The sequence below is a fragment of the Kitasatospora sp. NPDC059599 genome (assembly GCF_042735125.1).
Taxonomy (GTDB): Bacteria; Actinomycetota; Actinomycetes; order Streptomycetales; family Streptomycetaceae; genus Kitasatospora.
The window spans coordinates 51,293-67,371 of sequence record NZ_JBHWCL010000029.1 but is presented as its reverse complement, the minus strand read 5'-3'; the positions used below and the strand labels follow the sequence as shown (position 1 = coordinate 67,371).

The 16,079-nt window shown below is 73.0% G+C and carries 16 protein-coding genes; 7 read left to right on the top strand and 9 right to left on the bottom strand.

Annotated elements, in window-relative coordinates; translation table 11 throughout:
- Window positions 1–122 precede the first annotated feature (122 nt).
- From ppdK to ACFV04_RS13495, 5 genes are all read right to left on the bottom strand, one after another.
- On the bottom strand, window positions 123–2,831 hold the full coding sequence (ppdK, locus tag ACFV04_RS13515; RefSeq protein WP_380346236.1) for a pyruvate, phosphate dikinase: 2,709 nt from the start codon (window positions 2,829–2,831) through the stop codon (window positions 123–125).
- Window positions 2,832–3,395: 564 nt separating this feature from the next.
- On the bottom strand, window positions 3,396–4,565 hold the full coding sequence (dusB, locus tag ACFV04_RS13510; RefSeq protein WP_380346234.1) for a tRNA dihydrouridine synthase DusB: 1,170 nt from the start codon (window positions 4,563–4,565) through the stop codon (window positions 3,396–3,398).
- Window positions 4,566–4,717: 152 nt separating this feature from the next.
- Window positions 4,718–5,494 carry a DUF4097 family beta strand repeat-containing protein gene (locus ACFV04_RS13505; RefSeq protein ID WP_380346232.1) on the bottom strand — a complete coding sequence of 259 codons (777 nt, stop codon included), beginning with the start codon at window positions 5,492–5,494 and terminating at the stop codon, window positions 4,718–4,720.
- Window positions 5,491–6,135 (bottom strand): response regulator transcription factor, encoded by a 645-nt coding sequence (locus ACFV04_RS13500; RefSeq protein WP_360248815.1) that lies wholly within the window; start codon window positions 6,133–6,135, stop codon window positions 5,491–5,493. Before ACFV04_RS13500 ends, ACFV04_RS13505 begins: the two co-directional genes overlap by 4 nt.
- Entirely contained in the window at window positions 6,123–7,337 is a 1,215-nt protein-coding gene (locus ACFV04_RS13495) for a histidine kinase (protein ID WP_380346230.1), read from the bottom strand. Before ACFV04_RS13495 ends, ACFV04_RS13500 begins: the two co-directional genes overlap by 13 nt.
- 135 nt (window positions 7,338–7,472) lie before the next feature.
- Between ACFV04_RS13495 and ACFV04_RS13490 the strand changes: the two genes are divergently transcribed.
- Window positions 7,473–8,072, top strand: a complete 600-nt coding sequence (locus ACFV04_RS13490) for a hypothetical protein (protein WP_380528969.1) — start codon at window positions 7,473–7,475, stop codon at window positions 8,070–8,072.
- Window positions 8,069–8,464 (top strand): hypothetical protein, encoded by a 396-nt coding sequence (locus ACFV04_RS13485; protein ID WP_380528968.1) that lies wholly within the window; start codon window positions 8,069–8,071, stop codon window positions 8,462–8,464. The genes ACFV04_RS13490 and ACFV04_RS13485 overlap by 4 nt, the downstream gene beginning before the upstream one ends.
- A gap of 12 nt (window positions 8,465–8,476) precedes the next feature.
- Here the strand turns inward: ACFV04_RS13485 and ACFV04_RS13480 are convergent, their stop codons facing one another.
- The gene (locus ACFV04_RS13480) at window positions 8,477–9,385 is read right to left on the bottom strand and encodes a helix-turn-helix transcriptional regulator (RefSeq protein WP_380528974.1); all 909 of its coding nucleotides are present in this window, start codon (window positions 9,383–9,385) and stop codon (window positions 8,477–8,479) included.
- Window positions 9,386–9,496: 111 nt separating this feature from the next.
- Between ACFV04_RS13480 and ACFV04_RS13475 the strand changes: the two genes are divergently transcribed.
- From ACFV04_RS13475 to ACFV04_RS13465, 3 genes are all read left to right on the top strand, one after another.
- Window positions 9,497–10,981: an MFS transporter gene (locus ACFV04_RS13475; RefSeq protein ID WP_380528966.1), complete on the top strand. Its 1,485-nt coding sequence runs from the start codon at window positions 9,497–9,499 to the stop codon at window positions 10,979–10,981.
- 167 nt (window positions 10,982–11,148) lie between these two features.
- A complete protein-coding gene (locus ACFV04_RS13470) occupies window positions 11,149–11,442 on the top strand; it encodes a type II toxin-antitoxin system Phd/YefM family antitoxin (protein ID WP_380528964.1) in 294 nt (97 codons plus the stop codon).
- Window positions 11,439–11,858: a type II toxin-antitoxin system VapC family toxin gene (locus ACFV04_RS13465; RefSeq protein WP_380346221.1), complete on the top strand. Its 420-nt coding sequence runs from the start codon at window positions 11,439–11,441 to the stop codon at window positions 11,856–11,858. The genes ACFV04_RS13470 and ACFV04_RS13465 overlap by 4 nt, the downstream gene beginning before the upstream one ends.
- Before the next feature lie 400 nt (window positions 11,859–12,258).
- Here the strand turns inward: ACFV04_RS13465 and ACFV04_RS13460 are convergent, their stop codons facing one another.
- Both ACFV04_RS13460 and ACFV04_RS13455 read right to left on the bottom strand, forming a co-directional pair.
- Complete coding sequence (locus ACFV04_RS13460; RefSeq protein ID WP_380528962.1) at window positions 12,259–13,380, bottom strand: serine hydrolase domain-containing protein; 1,122 nt, start codon at window positions 13,378–13,380, stop codon at window positions 12,259–12,261.
- 242 nt (window positions 13,381–13,622) lie between these two features.
- Window positions 13,623–14,069 (bottom strand): Lrp/AsnC family transcriptional regulator, encoded by a 447-nt coding sequence (locus ACFV04_RS13455; RefSeq protein WP_380346216.1) that lies wholly within the window; start codon window positions 14,067–14,069, stop codon window positions 13,623–13,625.
- 93 nt (window positions 14,070–14,162) lie between these two features.
- Here ACFV04_RS13455 and ACFV04_RS13450 point away from each other — a divergent pair, with 93 nt between their 5' ends.
- Together ACFV04_RS13450 and ACFV04_RS13445 are read left to right on the top strand one after the other, a co-directional pair.
- On the top strand, window positions 14,163–14,972 hold the full coding sequence (locus ACFV04_RS13450) for an LLM class flavin-dependent oxidoreductase (RefSeq protein WP_380528960.1): 810 nt from the start codon (window positions 14,163–14,165) through the stop codon (window positions 14,970–14,972).
- A complete protein-coding gene (locus tag ACFV04_RS13445; protein ID WP_380346212.1) occupies window positions 14,969–15,463 on the top strand; it encodes a nucleoside deaminase in 495 nt (164 codons plus the stop codon). The genes ACFV04_RS13450 and ACFV04_RS13445 overlap by 4 nt, the downstream gene beginning before the upstream one ends.
- Here the strand turns inward: ACFV04_RS13445 and ACFV04_RS13440 are convergent.
- Window positions 15,391–16,047, bottom strand: coding sequence for a TetR/AcrR family transcriptional regulator (locus tag ACFV04_RS13440; protein ID WP_380346210.1), 657 nt, complete (start codon window positions 16,045–16,047; stop codon window positions 15,391–15,393). The two genes, ACFV04_RS13445 and ACFV04_RS13440, sit on opposite strands and share 73 nt — an antisense overlap.
- Between the last annotated feature and the right edge of the window lie 32 nt (window positions 16,048–16,079).

Here is a 16,079-nt window from a genome sequence, read left to right as displayed (position 1 = left end):
GTTCCCGCCCGGCCGTTTCACGTACGCCGGTTCTCCTGCGCCGAGCTCCGGTGTACGCCCTCCCGGTGGGAGGGGGAGCGGTCAGTCGTGCCCGCGCGTGAGGAGGGGATGCCTTCCCTCCCTCAGCGCGAGTCGCTGCCCGCCGTCTCGATGGCGGCGCGGCCTGCCTCCAGGCGCGCCACCGGGATCCGGAAGGGGGAGCAGGAGACGTAGTCCAGCCCCACCTCGTGGAAGAAGTGGACCGACTCCGGGTCGCCGCCGTGCTCGCCGCAGACGCCGAGCTTGAGGTCGGGGCGGGTGGCCCGGCCGGCCTCGACGGCGTGCTTGACCAGCGAGCCGACGCCGTCGCGGTCGATGGTCTCGAACGGGGAGACCCCGAAGATGCCCTTCTCCAGGTAGGCGGTGAAGAACGAGGCCTCCACGTCGTCCCGGGAGAAGCCCCAGACCGTCTGGGTCAGGTCGTTGGTGCCGAAGGAGAAGAACTCGGCGGCCTCGGCGATCTGCCCGGCGGTCACCGCGGCGCGCGGCAGCTCGATCATGGTGCCGAGCTTGATGTCCAGCTGGACGCCGGTGGACTGGGCGACCTCGGCGAGCACGCGCTCGCACTCGTCGCGGACCAGCTCCAGCTCCTGGACGGTGCCGACCAGCGGGATCATCACCTCGGGACGCGGGTCCCCGCCGGCCAGCCTGCGCTCGGCGGCGGCCTCGGCGATGGCCCGGACCTGCATGCCGAACAGGCCGGGGATGACCAGGCCGAGGCGGACGCCGCGCAGGCCGAGCATCGGGTTCTGCTCGTGCAGCTTGTGCACCGCCTGGAGCAGGCGCAGGTCGTTCTCGTTCGGGTCCTTGCGGGCCTCGGCGAGGGCGACGCGCACCGACAGCTCGGTGATGTCCGGCAGGAACTCGTGCAGCGGCGGGTCGAGCAGGCGCACGGTGACCGGCAGCCCGTCCATCGCCTGGAAGAGCTCCAGGAAGTCGCCCTTCTGCAGCGGCAGCAGGGTGGAGAGGGCGAGCTCGCGGTCCTTGTCGTTGTCCGCGAGGATCAGGTGCTCGACCTCCTTGCGGCGCTCCTCACCGAGGAACATGTGCTCGGTGCGGCACAGGCCGATGCCCTGGGCACCGTAGCGGCGGGCGCGCGAGCCGTCCTCGGCGTTGTCGGCGTTGGCGCGCACGGCCAGGCGGCGACGGCCGTCGGCGTGCGACATCAGCCGGTGGACGGCCTGGACCAGTCCGCCCTGGACGTCGGCGCCGGCGTGCAGGGTGCCCTCGAAGTACTCGACCACGGGGGACGGCAGGACGGGCACCTCGTCGAGGTAGACCTTGCCGGAGGCGCCGTCGATGGAGACGACGTCGCCCTCGTGGATCACCAGGCCGTCGGCGGTGGTGAACTTGCGGCCCTTGGTGTCGACCTCCAGCTCCTCGGCGCCGCAGACACAGGTCTTGCCCATGCCGCGGGCGACGACGGCGGCGTGCGAGGTCTTGCCGCCGCGCGAGGTGAGGATGCCCTCGGCGGCGATCATGCCGTCCAGGTCGTCCGGGTTGGTCTCGCGGCGGACCAGGATGACCTTCTCGCCGGAGCGGGACCACTTGACGGCGGTGTACGAGTCGAAGACGACCTTGCCGATCGCGGCGCCCGGCGAGGCGGCGAGGCCCCAGGCGATCTGCTTGGACTCGGCGGTCGGGGCGAAGCGCGGGAACATCAGCTGGGCCAGCTGGCCGCCGGTGACCCGCATGAGGGCCTCGTCCAGGTCGATCAGGCCCTGGTCGACGAGCTGGACGGCGATCCGGAAGGCGGCGGCGGCGGTGCGCTTGCCGACGCGGGTCTGCAGCATCCAGAGCTTGCCGCGCTCGATGGTGAACTCGATGTCGCAGAGGTCGCGGTAGTGGTTCTCGAGCTTCTGCATGATCGCCATCAGCTCGTCGTACGACTTCTTGTCGAGCTTCTCCAGCTCGGACAGCTGCAGCGTGTTGCGGATGCCGGCGACGACGTCCTCGCCCTGGGCGTTGGACAGGTAGTCGCCGTAGACGCCCTGGGCACCGGTGGAGGGGTCGCGGGTGAAGGCGACGCCGGTGCCGGAGTCCTCGCCGAGGTTGCCGAAGACCATGGTGCAGACGTTGACCGCGGTGCCGAGGTCGTTCGGGATGCGCTCCTGGCGGCGGTACAGCCGGGCGCGGTCACCGTTCCAGGAGTGGAAGACCGCGTGGATGGCGAGGTCCATCTGCTCGCGCGGGTCCTGCGGGAAGGCCCGTCCGGTCTCCCGCTCGACGATGCCCTTGAACACCTCGACCAGTTCCCGGAGGTCGGAAGCGTCCAGGTCCAGGTCGTTGACGGTGCCCTTGGCGTGCTTGGCCTCGTCCAGGGCCTCCTCGAACAGCTCGCCGTCGACGCCCAGCACGGTCTTGCCGAACATCTGGACCAGGCGGCGGTAGGAGTCCCAGGCGAAGCGCTCGTTGCCGGACTGGGCGACGAGGCCGGTCACCGAGGCGTCGGAGAGGCCGATGTTCAGGACGGTGTCCATCATGCCGGGCATGGAGAACTTCGCGCCGGAGCGCACCGAGACCAGGAGGGGGTTGTCGGCCTGGCCGAGCTTCTTGCCCATCTCCAGTTCGAGGGCGTCCAGGTGGGCGCTGATCTCCTCGTGGAGGGAGGTGGGCTCGCTGCCCGTCTCCAGGAAGACCTTGCAGGCCTCGGTGGTGATGGTGAATCCCGGGGGGACGGGGAGGCCCAGGTTGGTCATCTCGGCCAGGTTCGCGCCCTTGCCGCCAAGAAGATCTTTGAGGTCCTTGTTTCCTTCGGTGAAGGAGTAAACAAACTTCTGCTGGGACGGCACGGGTCGGTCTCCTCGTACGCGGTTGCCCTGACGCCGGAGAACATACCCATTTCGAAGGCACTTCTCTGCCCTGAATAGGCCACCCGAGGCCGGTACCGAGAGGTAACCCGCTAGATCGAATGCACATAAAGGCGTTCACCTCTGTTGGTGAAATCGTCCGCCTGACGCTAGCAAGCGTTCAACTCTTGAACACAACGAAACCCGAAGATCACACGATCCGGACGCTGGGTAGCGACCGTGGGTCGGTCGCGTTGCCCCGGCTTGATTTCCTGCAGCCGGATCGCCCGATCCCCGGCCGGCCGGCTTCGGGAAGCGATTCACGGCCGACCTGTCCATTTCGTCCACTGACCCGGCATCAGCCCCTGCGGCGTGTGGCAAGCGTCACCAGCGTGTCTCGCCGGTCGAACGTAGACCACCTCCGCCGATCGTCGCACAGTGTCCAGAAACGTGCTCGTTCCGTGACATCCGGACGCCGAAAAGGAGCCCTCCTGTCCAGAATGGACAAGAGGGCTGGGACCTAGTGGCAGTCGGCCCGATCAGGCCGACTTCGACGGTCCGTACAGATCATCCGCCGGACGTGTCCGATTCGGCGTCCACGCCCGGGCGGGCGCAGTCGTACGGATCGTCCAACCAGCCCTCCGGCAGGACCACCCGGCCGTTGCCGCTGGTGCGCCCGCGCGGGCCGTCCGCGCCGTCCGGCCAGCCCTGGGACTGCTCCACCTCGGACAGGGTCGTGGCCAGTTCGGCCAACGAGGAGGAGCCGGCGAGCCGCACCCGCAGCTCGGAACCGACCGAGAAGCCCTTGGTGTACCAGGCGACGTGCTTGCGGAAGTCGATCACGCCGCGCGCCTCGTCGCCGATCCACTCGCCGAGCAGCTGCGCGTGGCGCACCATCGCCCGCGCCACGTAGCCGAAGTCCGGGCGGGCGTGGTCGACGTCGCCCTCGAAGATCGCGACCAGGTCCTTGAACAGCCACGGCCGGCCCAGGCAGCCGCGGCCCACCACGACGCCGTCGCAACCGGTCTCGCGCATCATCCGCAACGCGTCGTCCGCCGACCAGATGTCCCCGTTGCCCAGCACCGGCACGTGCGCCGGGACGGACTCGCGCAGCCGGGCGATCGCCGACCAGTCCGCCGTCCCGCCGTAGTGCTGGGCGGCGGTGCGCCCGTGCAGGGCGATCGCGGCCACGCCCTCCTCGGCGCCGATCCGGCCGGCGTCCAGATAGGTGAGGTGGTCGTCGTCGATGCCCTTGCGCATCTTCATGGTCACCGGCAGGTCGCCCGCGTTGGCGACGGCCTCGCGCAGGATCTCCCGCAGCAGGTTGCGCTTGTACGGCAGCGCCGAGCCGCCGCCCTTGCGGGTCACCTTCGGGACCGGGCAGCCGAAGTTGAGGTCGATGTGGTCGGCCAGGCCCTCGTCCGCGATCATCCGGGCGGCCTTGCCGACGGTCACCGGGTCCACCCCGTACAGCTGGATCGAGCGCGGCTTCTCGCTCGGGTCGAACTTGATCAGCTGCATGGTCTTGGCGTTGCGCTCGACCAGCGCCCGGGTGGTGATCATCTCCGAGACGTACAGGCCCTTGCCGCCGCTCTGCTCCCGGCAGAGGGTGCGGAAGGGCGCGTTCGTGATGCCGGCCATCGGCGCCAGCACGACGGGCGGCCACACCCGGATCGGGCCGATGTCGAGCGGCGCGAACTCGGTGTCGGACGCGGTGGGTGCGGACGTGGCTGTCATGCGCGGCTGACCTCGGGTCGGGGGGACGGGACTCTCCATTGTCCCCCACCCGGGTGAGCGGCCCGCGCGACGGCCGCCGGCACCACCGGCGGACGATGCCGTGGCCGGTGGTGCCGGCCGCCATGCCCGGTGGAGCCGGCCGACCGTCGGCGCTACGACGGGTCGATGGTGATCGACCCCGAGGTGGCCGTGGCGTGGATGCGGTTCGGGCTGTCGGAGTCCGCCAGCTCCGGGTCGATCCGGCCGGTGCCCGACCCGACGTCGCTGGAGAAGGCGTAGCGGCTGTTCCTCGGCAGGGTCATTGTCACCGAACCGGAGGTGGCCCTGGTCTCCACCTGCTGCGGGGCCTTGGTGAAGGCCAGCTCCATCGCCCCCGAGGTGGTCTCCGCGTCGACCCGCCGCGCGCTCAGGTCCTCGCCCCGGATCAGCCCGGAGGTGGCGTGTGCCGTCACGTCCCCGGAGGTGCCGACCAGCAGCAGCTCGCCGGAGCCGAGCTCCACGTCCACGTTCCCGCTCAGCCCCTCCACCCGGACCGAGCCGGAGCCCACCGACCCCGACACCTCGGTCGCCTCCGGCACCTCCACCTCGATCTCGGCGCCGCAGCCGAAGTCCACGACCGGCAGGACCGACCGGCAGCGCACACCGACGGTGAGGAGGCCGTCGACGACGATGCTCGACACCACCGGCTTGCGCACCGTCCAGTCCAGCCGCTGGCCGATCACCACGTGGTCCGCCCGCCCGGCCCGCACCTTGACCGAGGCGCTCCCCGTCTCCAGCTTCAGCCGGTGGACCGGCACGTCGTACGACCGGCTGCCGGTCGACTGCTGCTGCGCCACGACCGACCAGGTCTGCACCCCGGCGCCGAGCACGACCAGCACGGCCGCGAGCGTCCCGGTGACCCGCCAGGCCCTCGCCGCCGCGGCCGTCACCCGACCTCCAGGAAGCGCAGCACCGCCATCACCCGGCGGTGGCTGTCCTCGGCCTGCGGCAGGTCGAGCTTGGTGAAGATCGAGTTGATGTGCTTGGCCACCGCGCTGTCGCTGACCACCAGCGAGGCGGCGATCGCGGCGTTGGAACGGCCCTCCGCCATCAGGCCGAGCACGTCCCGCTCGCGCGGGGTCAGCTTCTCCAACGGATCCCGGTGGCGGCGCACCAGCAGCTGCGCGACCACCTCCGGGTCCAGCGCGGTGCCGCCCTCGGCGACCCGCTGCAGCGCGTCCACGAAGTCGTCCACATTGGCCACCCGCTGCTTGAGCAGGTAGCCGACACCGCTGGTGTTGGTCGCCAGCAGGTCGGCGGCGTACCGCTCCTCCACGAACTGGGAGAGCAGCAGGACCGCGGTCTCCGGCCACTGCCGGCGGATCACCATCGCGGCCTTCACCCCCTCGTCGTGGAAGCCCGGCGGCATCCGGACGTCGGCGACCACGACCTTCGGACGGTGCTCCTCGACCGCGGCCAGCAGCTCCACGGCGTCCCCGACGGCGGCCACGACCTCGAAGCCCACCGCCTCCAGGACCTTGACCAGGCCGACCCTCAGCAGGACCGAGTCCTCGGCGATCACAGCGCGCACGGCAACTCCACGGTGATGGTGGTGGGACCCCCGAGGGGGCTGAGAACGGACAACGTGCCGTCGACCGAGGCGGCGCGCTTGCGCAGACCGGTGAGCCCGGTGCCGCGCGAGGCGTCCGCGCCGCCCACCCCGTCGTCGCTGATGACCAGGCGCAGCCGGCCGCCGGCCGTCCGCACCGAGAGGTCGACCCGGTCGGCGCGGGCGTGCTTGGCCACGTTGGTGAGCGCCTCGGACACGGTGAAGTAGGCGACCGCCTCGACGGTGGGGGCGACCGGCTCGGAGAGGTCGACGTCCAGGCGCACCGGCAGCGGGGCGCGGGCCGCGACGCCGGACAGCGCCGCGTCCAGGCCGCGGTCCTCCAGGACCGCCGGGTGCAGGCCGCGGACCAGGTCGCGCAGCTCGTCGATGGCCGCCTGGGCCTCCTCGTGCGCCTCCACGATCACCTGCATGACCTCCGGCGGGACGTCCTTGAGGGTGCGCCGGGCCAGACCCAGGTTCATCGCCAGCGAGGTGAGGCGCTGCTGCGCGCCGTCGTGCAGGTCCCGCTCGATCCGGCGGCGCTCGGCGTCCACCGCGTCGACCAGCCCGGCCCGGCTCTCGGCGATCTCCTCGACCCGCCGCTCCAGCGTCTCCGCCCGGTCGGGACCCAGCAGCTGCCGCGCCGTCCACACCTCCAGGTGGGCCGCCGCCGTCGTCGCCCAGGGCAGCGCGACCAGCAGCAGCACGCCGACGGCGGTGAGCCCGACGTCCAGCCCGGCCAGGTCCGAGCGCAGCGCGGTGCCGGGCGGCATCAGCCAGATCCAGGCGTACAGGGTGGTCAGCACCAGGGCGGCGCCCCAGGCGTACAGCAGCGCCGCCGCGCCCAGTGCCAGCAGCGGGCCGGCCAGGAGATGGTGCAGGAGCTGGCGCCAGGTCATTCCCAGCAGCCAGGCCCGGATCCGGGCCGGCGGTCGCAGCGGCGGGATCTCCACCCCGTACAGGGCGCGCAGCCGGCCGCGCTGGAGGGCGGTCAGCGGGCGGGTGCAGAGCAGGACGGCGCCGAGCAGCGGGAAGAGCAGTCCGGAGTCGGTGACGACCAGCCAGACCGGCACGGCCGACGGTATTCCGGCGGCTATGAAGCGGACGTCCCGCCAGGTCCCGGGCGACCACGGTGGACGCCGGAGGCTCCTGACGAGCGCTCGGCGCAACGTGGTGGAGGGCATGGCCGACAGCGTAGGGCCCGGTGATCATCGGTCGCCATGAAGGGGGGTGCCCGGTGGGGGTGTAGCTGGCTACACCCCCGATTCGGGGTGGAGCACCACCGACAGGAAGGGGTCGTCGACGGAAGGCTTGGAGGCATGACGAGGACCGCACCGCACTCCGCCACTCCGCCGCACGGACGGCGCCTCCCCGGGAACCACGGGGGTGTTCCCGGGGGCGCGCTCCGCCCGGCGTCGGAGCCGGAGGGTGCGCTGTCGGCCGGCGCCGGCCCCTGGTCGGTCCGCAGCGTCCGGCCCGACCGCGGCCGGGCCGCGCTGGAGCTCTACCAGCACGGCGAGTTGACCGACGTCCTGGTCAGCGCCCGGCTCACCCCGCAGCTGCTGCGCGGGGCCCGGCGCAGCCCGTCCGGCGGGCGGGCCCGGCACGTGCTCGCCTGGGGCCGGCTGGCGGGCGACGGCACGGCGCCCTCGGTGGTGTTCACCGGGCGGCGGGTGTTCCGGCCGGTGTGGGCCGCGGCCGAGGTGGTCACGGTGGCCGGGCGGTTCTGGCTCGCCTGGGCCGAGGGGCCGTTCGACGCGGTACTGGTCGAGCACCCGGCGGGCCGGGCCGCCGAACGGCTGCCGCTGGAGCGGGTGCGCGAGCGGACGCGAGGTCAGGAGCGGACCCGGGGGCGGGGGAACGGCCAGGAGAACGGCCGGGGGAACGGCCGGGAGCACCGGGCCGGGGGTGCGGCATGAGCACCGCCGTCCTCTCCGCCCGATCCGTCCGCTCCGCCCCCTCGTCCGCCCTGCCCGAGCGCTTCGCCCGGGTGCCCGTCATGGCCGCGGTCGCCCTGCTGCCCTGGCTGACGATCCTCGCCGTCTGCCACGAGACCCCGTGGGTCGTGCTCGACCTGGTGGAGTTCTCCGCCCTGCTCTCGCTGGACGCACTGCTGCGCCGTCGCAACCCCGCCGCGCTCTGGGCGGGCGCGGCGGTGGCCCTGCTGCTCACCGCGGACGCGCTGGCCGACATCGCCTGCGCCGGGCCCGGACACGCGGTGCTCGCCGCGCTGGTCATGGCGGGCGGCGTCGAACTGCCGCTCGCGGTGGTGTGCCTGCTGCTCGGGCGGGACGCGGCCGCCCGGGCCTGAGCGGCCGTCGGCTCAGGCCGCCGTCGGCAGCCGGTCCATCAGCGCGCGGGTCCCGTCGTCCAGCGGGGTGTAGGTGATCATCCGGGTGCCCAACCCGGGACTGAGCCAGAAGTTGGTGTACTCGCAGCTCAACAGCCCGACACCGGGCACCTGGAAGCGCTTGATGCCGTTGCCCGGCCGCATCACGTCGTGCCGCTGCCAGAGCTCCGCGAAGTCCGGCGAGGCCTTGAGCACCCGGGCCAGCAGCGCCTTCCAGGCCGGCTCCGAGCTGTGGTCGGCCATCGCCGAGCGGAACCGCGCCACCATCCCGAGGCGTTCGGTGCGGTAGTCGACCAGCACCTCGCGGAACCGCGAGGGCGTGAACGCCATCCACATCAGGTTGCGGTCCTCCGGCGGCATCGCGGCGAGGTCGCCGACGATCCCGGTGTACTGCGCGTTGTACGCCAGCACGTCGTAACGGGAGTTGACCACCAGGGCCGGGTACGGCGCCATCTGCTCCAGCACCTGCCGCACGCTCGGGGTCACGGAGGGGCACTCCCGCACCGGCGCCGGATCGTCCGCGCCGGCCAGGGTGAACAGGTGCGCGCGCTCGCTCGGGTCCAGCAGCAGCGCCCGGGACACCGCGTCCAGCACCTGGGCGGACACCTGGATGTCCCGTCCCTGCTCCAGCCACGTGTACCAGGTCACCCCGACCGCGGCGAGCTGCGCGACCTCCTCCCGGCGCAGCCCCGGCGTACGGCGGCGGCCGGTCAGCGGCAGGCCCACCTGCTCGGGCGCGATCCGCTCGCGACGGCTGCGCAGGAACGCGGCCAGCTCGTGCCGACGGGCGTCACCCGCGCCGACCGGGCGCGGCCCGGTGGCCGCCGGCCTGCCGGGGGCCGGTGTGGTCGAGGCCGTACGGGCTTGCGCGGCGGGGGTCATCAGACTCATGCTCCCCAGCATGCGGCACCCGGCAGCCTGTTGCCAGGTACTTCTTATACCTGGATAACCACACTCTGGTACCAGGGTACGGAGCGGCGGATCGTATGACCCGTGACCCAACAACTCGCCGTCGCCCCCACCCCGCACCGCAGCGCCACCACCCCCGGCACCGCGGCCCGCCGCGCCCCCTCGCCGGACACCCCCGCCCCCGGAACCCCGGCCCTCGGCACCGCCGGGCTGGTCACCGTCCTGCTCGGGGCCTTCCTGCCGATGCTCGACTTCTTCATCGTCAACGTCGCCCTGCCCACCATCGACAAGGACCTGGCCGCCGGGCCCGCCGTCCTCGAACTGGTCGCCGCCGGCTACGGCATCGCCTTCGCCGTCCTGCTCGTCCTCGGCGGCCGCCTCGGCGACATCTTCGGCCGCCGCCGGCTCTTCGTCGTCGGCGCCGCCGCCTTCGCCCTCACCTCGCTCGCCTGCGGCCTCGCCCCCGACGCGTGGTCCCTGGTCGCCGCCCGGGCCGCCCAGGGCGCCTCGGCCGCGCTGCTCATCCCGCAGGTGCTCGGCACCATCACCGCCGCCACCAACGGCGCCCGGCGCGGCCGCGCGCTCAGCGTGTACGGCGCGGTCGGCGGAATCTCCGTGGTGATCGGGCAGGTGCTCGGCGGAATGCTGGTCGCCGCCGACCTGTTCGGCACCGGCTGGCGTTCGGTGTTCCTCCTCAACGTGCCGTTCGCGCTGCTCGCCGTGGTGCTCGCGGTCCGCTACGTCCCCGAGAGCAAGGCCGCCCGGGCCGCCCGGGTCGACGTGCCCGGCACCGTCCTGCTCACCGCCACCCTGCTCGCCCTGCTCATCCCGCTGATGGAGGGCCGGGCCGCCGGCTGGCCGCTCTGGTCCTGGGTGCTGCTCGGCCTGTTCCCCGTCCTCGCCGTCTCCTTCGCCCTGGTCGAGCGGCGAGCCGAGCGGCGCGGGGACACCCCGCTGGTGCCGCCGACCCTGCTGCGCATCCCGGAGATGCGGCACGGCCTCGGCATCGCACTCCCCTACTTCGCGGGCTTCGGCGGCTTCATGTTCGTCATCGCGGTCGCCCTCCAGCAGGGTCTGAAGCTCGGCCCGGTCGCAGCCGGCTGGGCGCTCGTCCCGATGGCCGTCGGCTACTTCAGCGCCTCGCTCGCCGGGCCGCGCCTGATCGGCCGCTGGGGCAGCCGGGTGCTCAGCGCCGGCGCCGTCATCCAGGCCGCCGGCCTCGCCACCCTCGCCGTGACCGTCCTCGCCGACTGGGCGCACTTCTCCCCGCTGCGGATGGCCCCGGGGGTCGCCCTCGCCGGCATCGGACAGGGCCTGATCGGCACCCCGCTGTTCCGGGTCGTCCTCTCCAAGGTGCCCGCCGCCCGGGCCGGCGTCGGCAGCGGCGTCCTCGCCACCGGCCAGCAGTCCAGCCTCGCCCTCGGCGTCGCCACCCTCGGCACCCTGTACCTGTCGCTCTCCCCCGGCCTCGGCATGGGCCGCGCGCTCGCCCTCTGCCTCGGCATCCAGCTCGTCGGCTCGTTCACCATCCTCTACCTGACCACCCGGCTCCCCCGCTCCATCGGCTGACCCCCAGGGCCTCCGGGCCCCGGGCGGCGGCGGACGGCCCCGCGATCGCACGTCGATCGCGGGGCCGTCGGCGTTCCCGCCGCACCCGGCACGGGGCGGCACCCGTTCGCGTGAAACCGACGCACACTCCTCGTGGTCGCCGCACGATCAGCTCTACCGTGAGTCGCATGACGACCAGAGTTCCCATCCGCCAACTCCAGCAACACGCCAGCGAGTTGATCGACCGGGTTGCAGCCGGCGAACGCGTGGAAATCACCCGCAACGGACGGTTGATCGCCGTCCTCGCGCCACCCGATCCCGAACAGCGGGTCCTGGAGGACCTCGCTCGCGACGGCACCCTCGACCCGGAGAACGCCGCCACCGCACGCGGCCTCTCCGACTGGGCGTTGCCCGACATCGGCACCCGACTCGGCTCGGCCTCCGACGCCCTGCACGCCATGCGGGAGGAGGAGGACCGTTGATCTACCTCGACTCCTGCGCGATCCTCAAACTCCTGGTCCCCGAGGACGAATCCACCGCGCTGCGCACGTTCCTCTCCTCGCACGGCTCCGAGGGCCACGCGACCAGCGCGCCGGCCCAGGTCGAGGTGCCGCGCGCGCTGATCCGGATCGGCGCACCGCAGGTTCTGCTGGACGCCTCGGAGGATCTGCTCGACCGACTGCTCCGCATCCGGCTCTCCGACCCCATCCTCCGAGCCGCATGCCGGTTCCCTGCCCCGCACCTCCGCACGCTGGACGCCATCCACCTCGCCACCGCCGAGCACCTGGAGCACGCTCTCACCGCCTTCGTCACGTACGACAAGCGCCTGGCCGGCGCCGCCGAGGAACGGGACCTGCCGGTGATCGCCCCCGGCCTGCCCGTGGGCGGCTCTCGGTGAGCGGCTCGCGGTGAGCGGCGGCCGAACGGTTCGAAACCGTAGCCATGGAGATCGAGGAACTGACCGCCGGGGAGCTGCTGGAGCCGGATCCGGCGGAGACCTCCCGGCTGCAGCTCACGGACACCGGGCGCGGGCTGCACGAGCGCACCACCGCCGAGATCTCCGGGATCACCGACCGGCTGTACGCCGGCGCTCCGGCCGAAGACCTGGCCGTCGCGGGCCGCGTGCCGCGTGCCGACCATGATCACGGAGCGCGCGAACGCCGAACCGGCCGGAGCCCGGGGCACCGGCGCCTGAGCGCCGGGCGGGCCGTACGGGCAGGGCGGGCAGGGCGGGCAGGGCGGGCAGGGCGGGCGCCGGGTGCGGGGCCCGGGGCCCGGGGCCCGGGATGCCATCCGATTCAGCGGCAGAGCGCCGTGTCCACGACGTCCTCGACGTGCCGGGTGACGGCGCCGTCGGCCGGGACGGTGGTCACCGCCACGGTGACGGCGCGGCCGTCGTCGGTGGCACCGCCCCGGGTCTCGTACCCCGGGATGTCGCCGCCGTGCCCCCAGTAGACCCCGCCGCAGGACAGCGGCCGGCTGAAGATCCCCAGGCCTGCGCCCATGCCGGTGTCCCCGACCGGGACGGTGGTGCGCATCTGGGCGAGTTGGGCCGGCGGGAGGAGACGACCGGCGAGCAACGCGGAGTAGAAGCGGTTGAGGTCGGAGCCCGTGGAGATCATCTGCCCGGCCGCCCAGCCCGCCGAGGGGTCCATCTCCGTGAAGTCCTGCAGCGGCTCGTCGGCGGTGCCCCTGCGGTAGCCGTGCGGGTGGGGCTCGCGGATGGTGCGGTCGCCCGCGGCGGGGAAGTAGGTGTGCCGCAGCCCGATGCGCCGGACGACGCGGCGGTCGATCTCCTCACCGATCGGCCGTCCGGTGACCTTCTGGACGATCAGGCCGGCGAGCACGTAGTTGGTGCTGCTGTAACCGAACTTCTCCCCCGGGGCGGAGACCGGCTTCTGCCCGAGGGCGAGGTCCAGGAGCTCGCGCGGCTCGAAGTACCGTTCCCGGAGCGAGGCTTCGTCGAGCGCCCCCTCGTAGTCGGCCAATCCGCTTGTGTGCTGGAGGAGTTGGCGGACGGTGATGCTCCGTCCGTCGATGCCCTCGCCGCGGACCAGGCCGGGGAGGTAGGTGTCGACCGGGGCGTCGAGGTCGACCTTCCCCTCCCCCACCAGTTGCAGCACGACGACGGCGGTGAAGGTCTTGGTGTTGCTGCCGATCCGCACCTGCCCGTCGACCGGAGCCTTCGCCCCGGTGGCCAGGTCCCCCACCCCTGCGGTGAAGTGGCGGACGCGGCCGTCCCGGTCCCGGACGGTCGCGAGCGCGGCGGGCACGCCGTCCGCCCGCACCAGCGCGTCCAGCCCCTGCCGCACCGGTTCGGGCCGGTCGGCGGCCGAGGCGGCGGGTGCCGCCAGGACTCCGGCGCCGACGACGAGCGCGGCCGAGAGCGCGAGGGCCGTGCGGCGGATCCGCTGACGCATGGGTCAACTCCTCTGGGTTCGTGGGGAGTAGGGCCTCCCTGGTCACGACCGCCAGTCTGGTCGGCCGGTTCGTGGACGACCTCCCCCGTTCGAGGGAGCTTTCCGTCGTACCCGCACCCGCACCGCACCCGCACCCCGTTCCCGGCCACCGCGCCTGCACCCGCACCCCGTTCCCGGCCACCGCACCTGCACCCGCGTCCGTCTCCGCGTCCGTCTCCGCGCCCGCTTCCGGGCATCCGCGGTCAGGGCCGGGCGGGCCCGCGCAGGGGCAGCGTCGGGCGGTAGACGACGCTGGTGGTGGTGCTGCCGAAACCGGCCAGCTCGTCGACCAGGGTCTCCAGGTGTTCCATCGAGGTCGCCGCGACCTTCAGGGTGTAGCAGTCGTCGCCGGTGGTGCGCAGGCACTCCAGGATCTCCCGCCGCTCGGCGAGCAGCCGCCGCAGCGGCTCGTGCCGGTTGCCCGGGTACTTCAGCCGGACGACGGCGAGGACGGGGTAGCCGACCTTCGCCAGGTCCACCGAGGCGTGGTAGCCGGTGATGACACCCAGCGTCTCCAGGTTCCGCACCCGTTCGGTGGTCGCGGAGGCGCTGAGGCTGACCCGCCGGCCCAGTTCGCTGAGGGAGATCCGGGCCTCGCGCTGGAGCTGCTCGATGATCGCCCAGTCGGTCTCGTCAAGATTCACGGCCATCCGGCGAATCTACCGGGAGAACCACGGTCACGGGCGGCCAGAACCGGGAGGAGTCCGTTCCTTCGCCCATGATCACGGGGATAGCCTCGAAGCATGCAACTTGGCGTCAACGTCCCGAACTTCGGCCCGGGCACCGATCCCGGCGTACTGCGCGAATGGGCCCGCACCGTGGAGGGCCTCGGCTTCGACCTTCTCATGGTGTCGGACCACGTGGCGGTCACCCCGGACGTGGCCGTGCGGTACCCGGAGCCGTTCCACGAGCCGTTCACCACCCTGTCCTGGCTGGCCGGGACCACCACCGGCCTGCGCCTGGGCACGACCGTTCTCGTCCTGCCGTACCGCAACCCGCTGCTGGTGGCGCGCATGGCAGGCACCCTCGACCGGCTCAGCGGCGGCCGGTTCGTCCTCGGGGTGGGGGTCGGCTGGGCCCGCCAGGAGTTCGACGCGCTCGGCGTGCCGTTCGGCGCGCGCGGCCGGCTGACCGACGAGTACCTGGGCGTCCTGCGGGAGACCTGGCAGCAACACGGCGGGTCCGTACCGGTCTGGGTCGGCGGCCACAGCGAGGCGGCGCTGCGACGCGCGGTCCGGTTCGGCGACGCCTGGCACCCCCTGCGGCTGCCCCTGGCCCGGATGCGGTCGGTACTGGCCGAACACCCGGTGCCGGGCTTCGCCCCCCGCATCGCCCTGCGGCTGACCGACGCCCCGGTCGAGGACCCCGAGCGTCCGGCCGGGGTGGGCAGTGTCGACCAAGTCATCGGCGACCTGCGGCAGTTGCGCGACCTCGGCGCCGAGACCGTCGTGTTCGACCCCTACCACGGGGACCCCGAGGAGACCCGCCGACCACAGACGGCCTGGCGGGACCTCACCACCGTGACCAGCCAGTGGAAGGCGGAGACCACGTGATCACCGAAGCCGACGAGACCCTGCTGCGCCGGGCGCTCGCCATCGCCGCCCACGCGGTCACCCTGGGCGACGCCCCGTACGGATCCCTGCTGGCCGGCCCGGACGGCGAGATCCTCGCCGAGGCCCACAACACCGTGCGGCGCGACAATGACATCACCGCCCACCCGGAGCTGAAGCTCGCCCGCTGGGCGGCCCGCGAACTCGACCCGGCCACGGCCGCCGGGACCACGCTCTACACCAGCTGCCAGCCGTGCGGGATGTGCCACGGCGGCATCGTCCGCTCCGGCCTCGGCCGCGTCGTCCACGCCCTGTCGACGGAGCAACTCGTCGCCCTCAACCCGCAGTCGGGCGCCTGGCCGGTGGTGCCGCAGGACGGCCCCGCCCTGCCCGAGGAGGCCCGCGCCCCGATCGAGGCGTACTACCGACCCCCGGGTCCGCCCGGTCCGGATCGCGGCGCCCCGGGCCGTCCGAGGAGGCCGTTCAGCAGCTGATCGACGTGGGCGGCGGCCAGGGCGGGCTCCAGCGGCTGGTGCTCGACCAGTAGGCGGTACCAGAAGAGGCCGAAGAAGTGGTCGGTGGCGGCCTGGAGGTCGGCGCCGGCGGGGAGTTCGCCGCGCCGGACGCCGCGGGCGAGCAGGGCGAGCACGACGGCGCGCCGGGTCTCCACCCACTCCCGGAAGGGCTCGGCGAACGCCGGGTCCAGCTGGGCCTCCGCCATGAGGCCGCGCAGCGTGCGGACCCGGACGGGGTGCGCGGTGACGCCGTACAGGGCGGTGGCGAAGGCGGTCAGGTCGTCGGCGAGCGAGCCGGTGTCGGGCTCGGGCATCCGCTGCTCGACGGCGGCCCGGTAGGCGTCCATGACGAGGACCGCCTTCGACTTCCACCAGCGGTAGACGGTGCTCTTGGCGACGTCGGCGCGGGCGGCGACGCGTTCGATGGTGACGGCCCGGTAGCCGAGGTCCTCGACGAGTTCGATCGCGGCGGTCAGGACGGCGTCGTGGGCGTCCTGGCTGCGGATCCGGCCGCCGGTGCGGCGACCGCGGGCTTCTCCGCTGGGGTTTTCTCCGGAAGGCACCTCCTCACGCTAGCAGCGTGCTACCTTCTAAT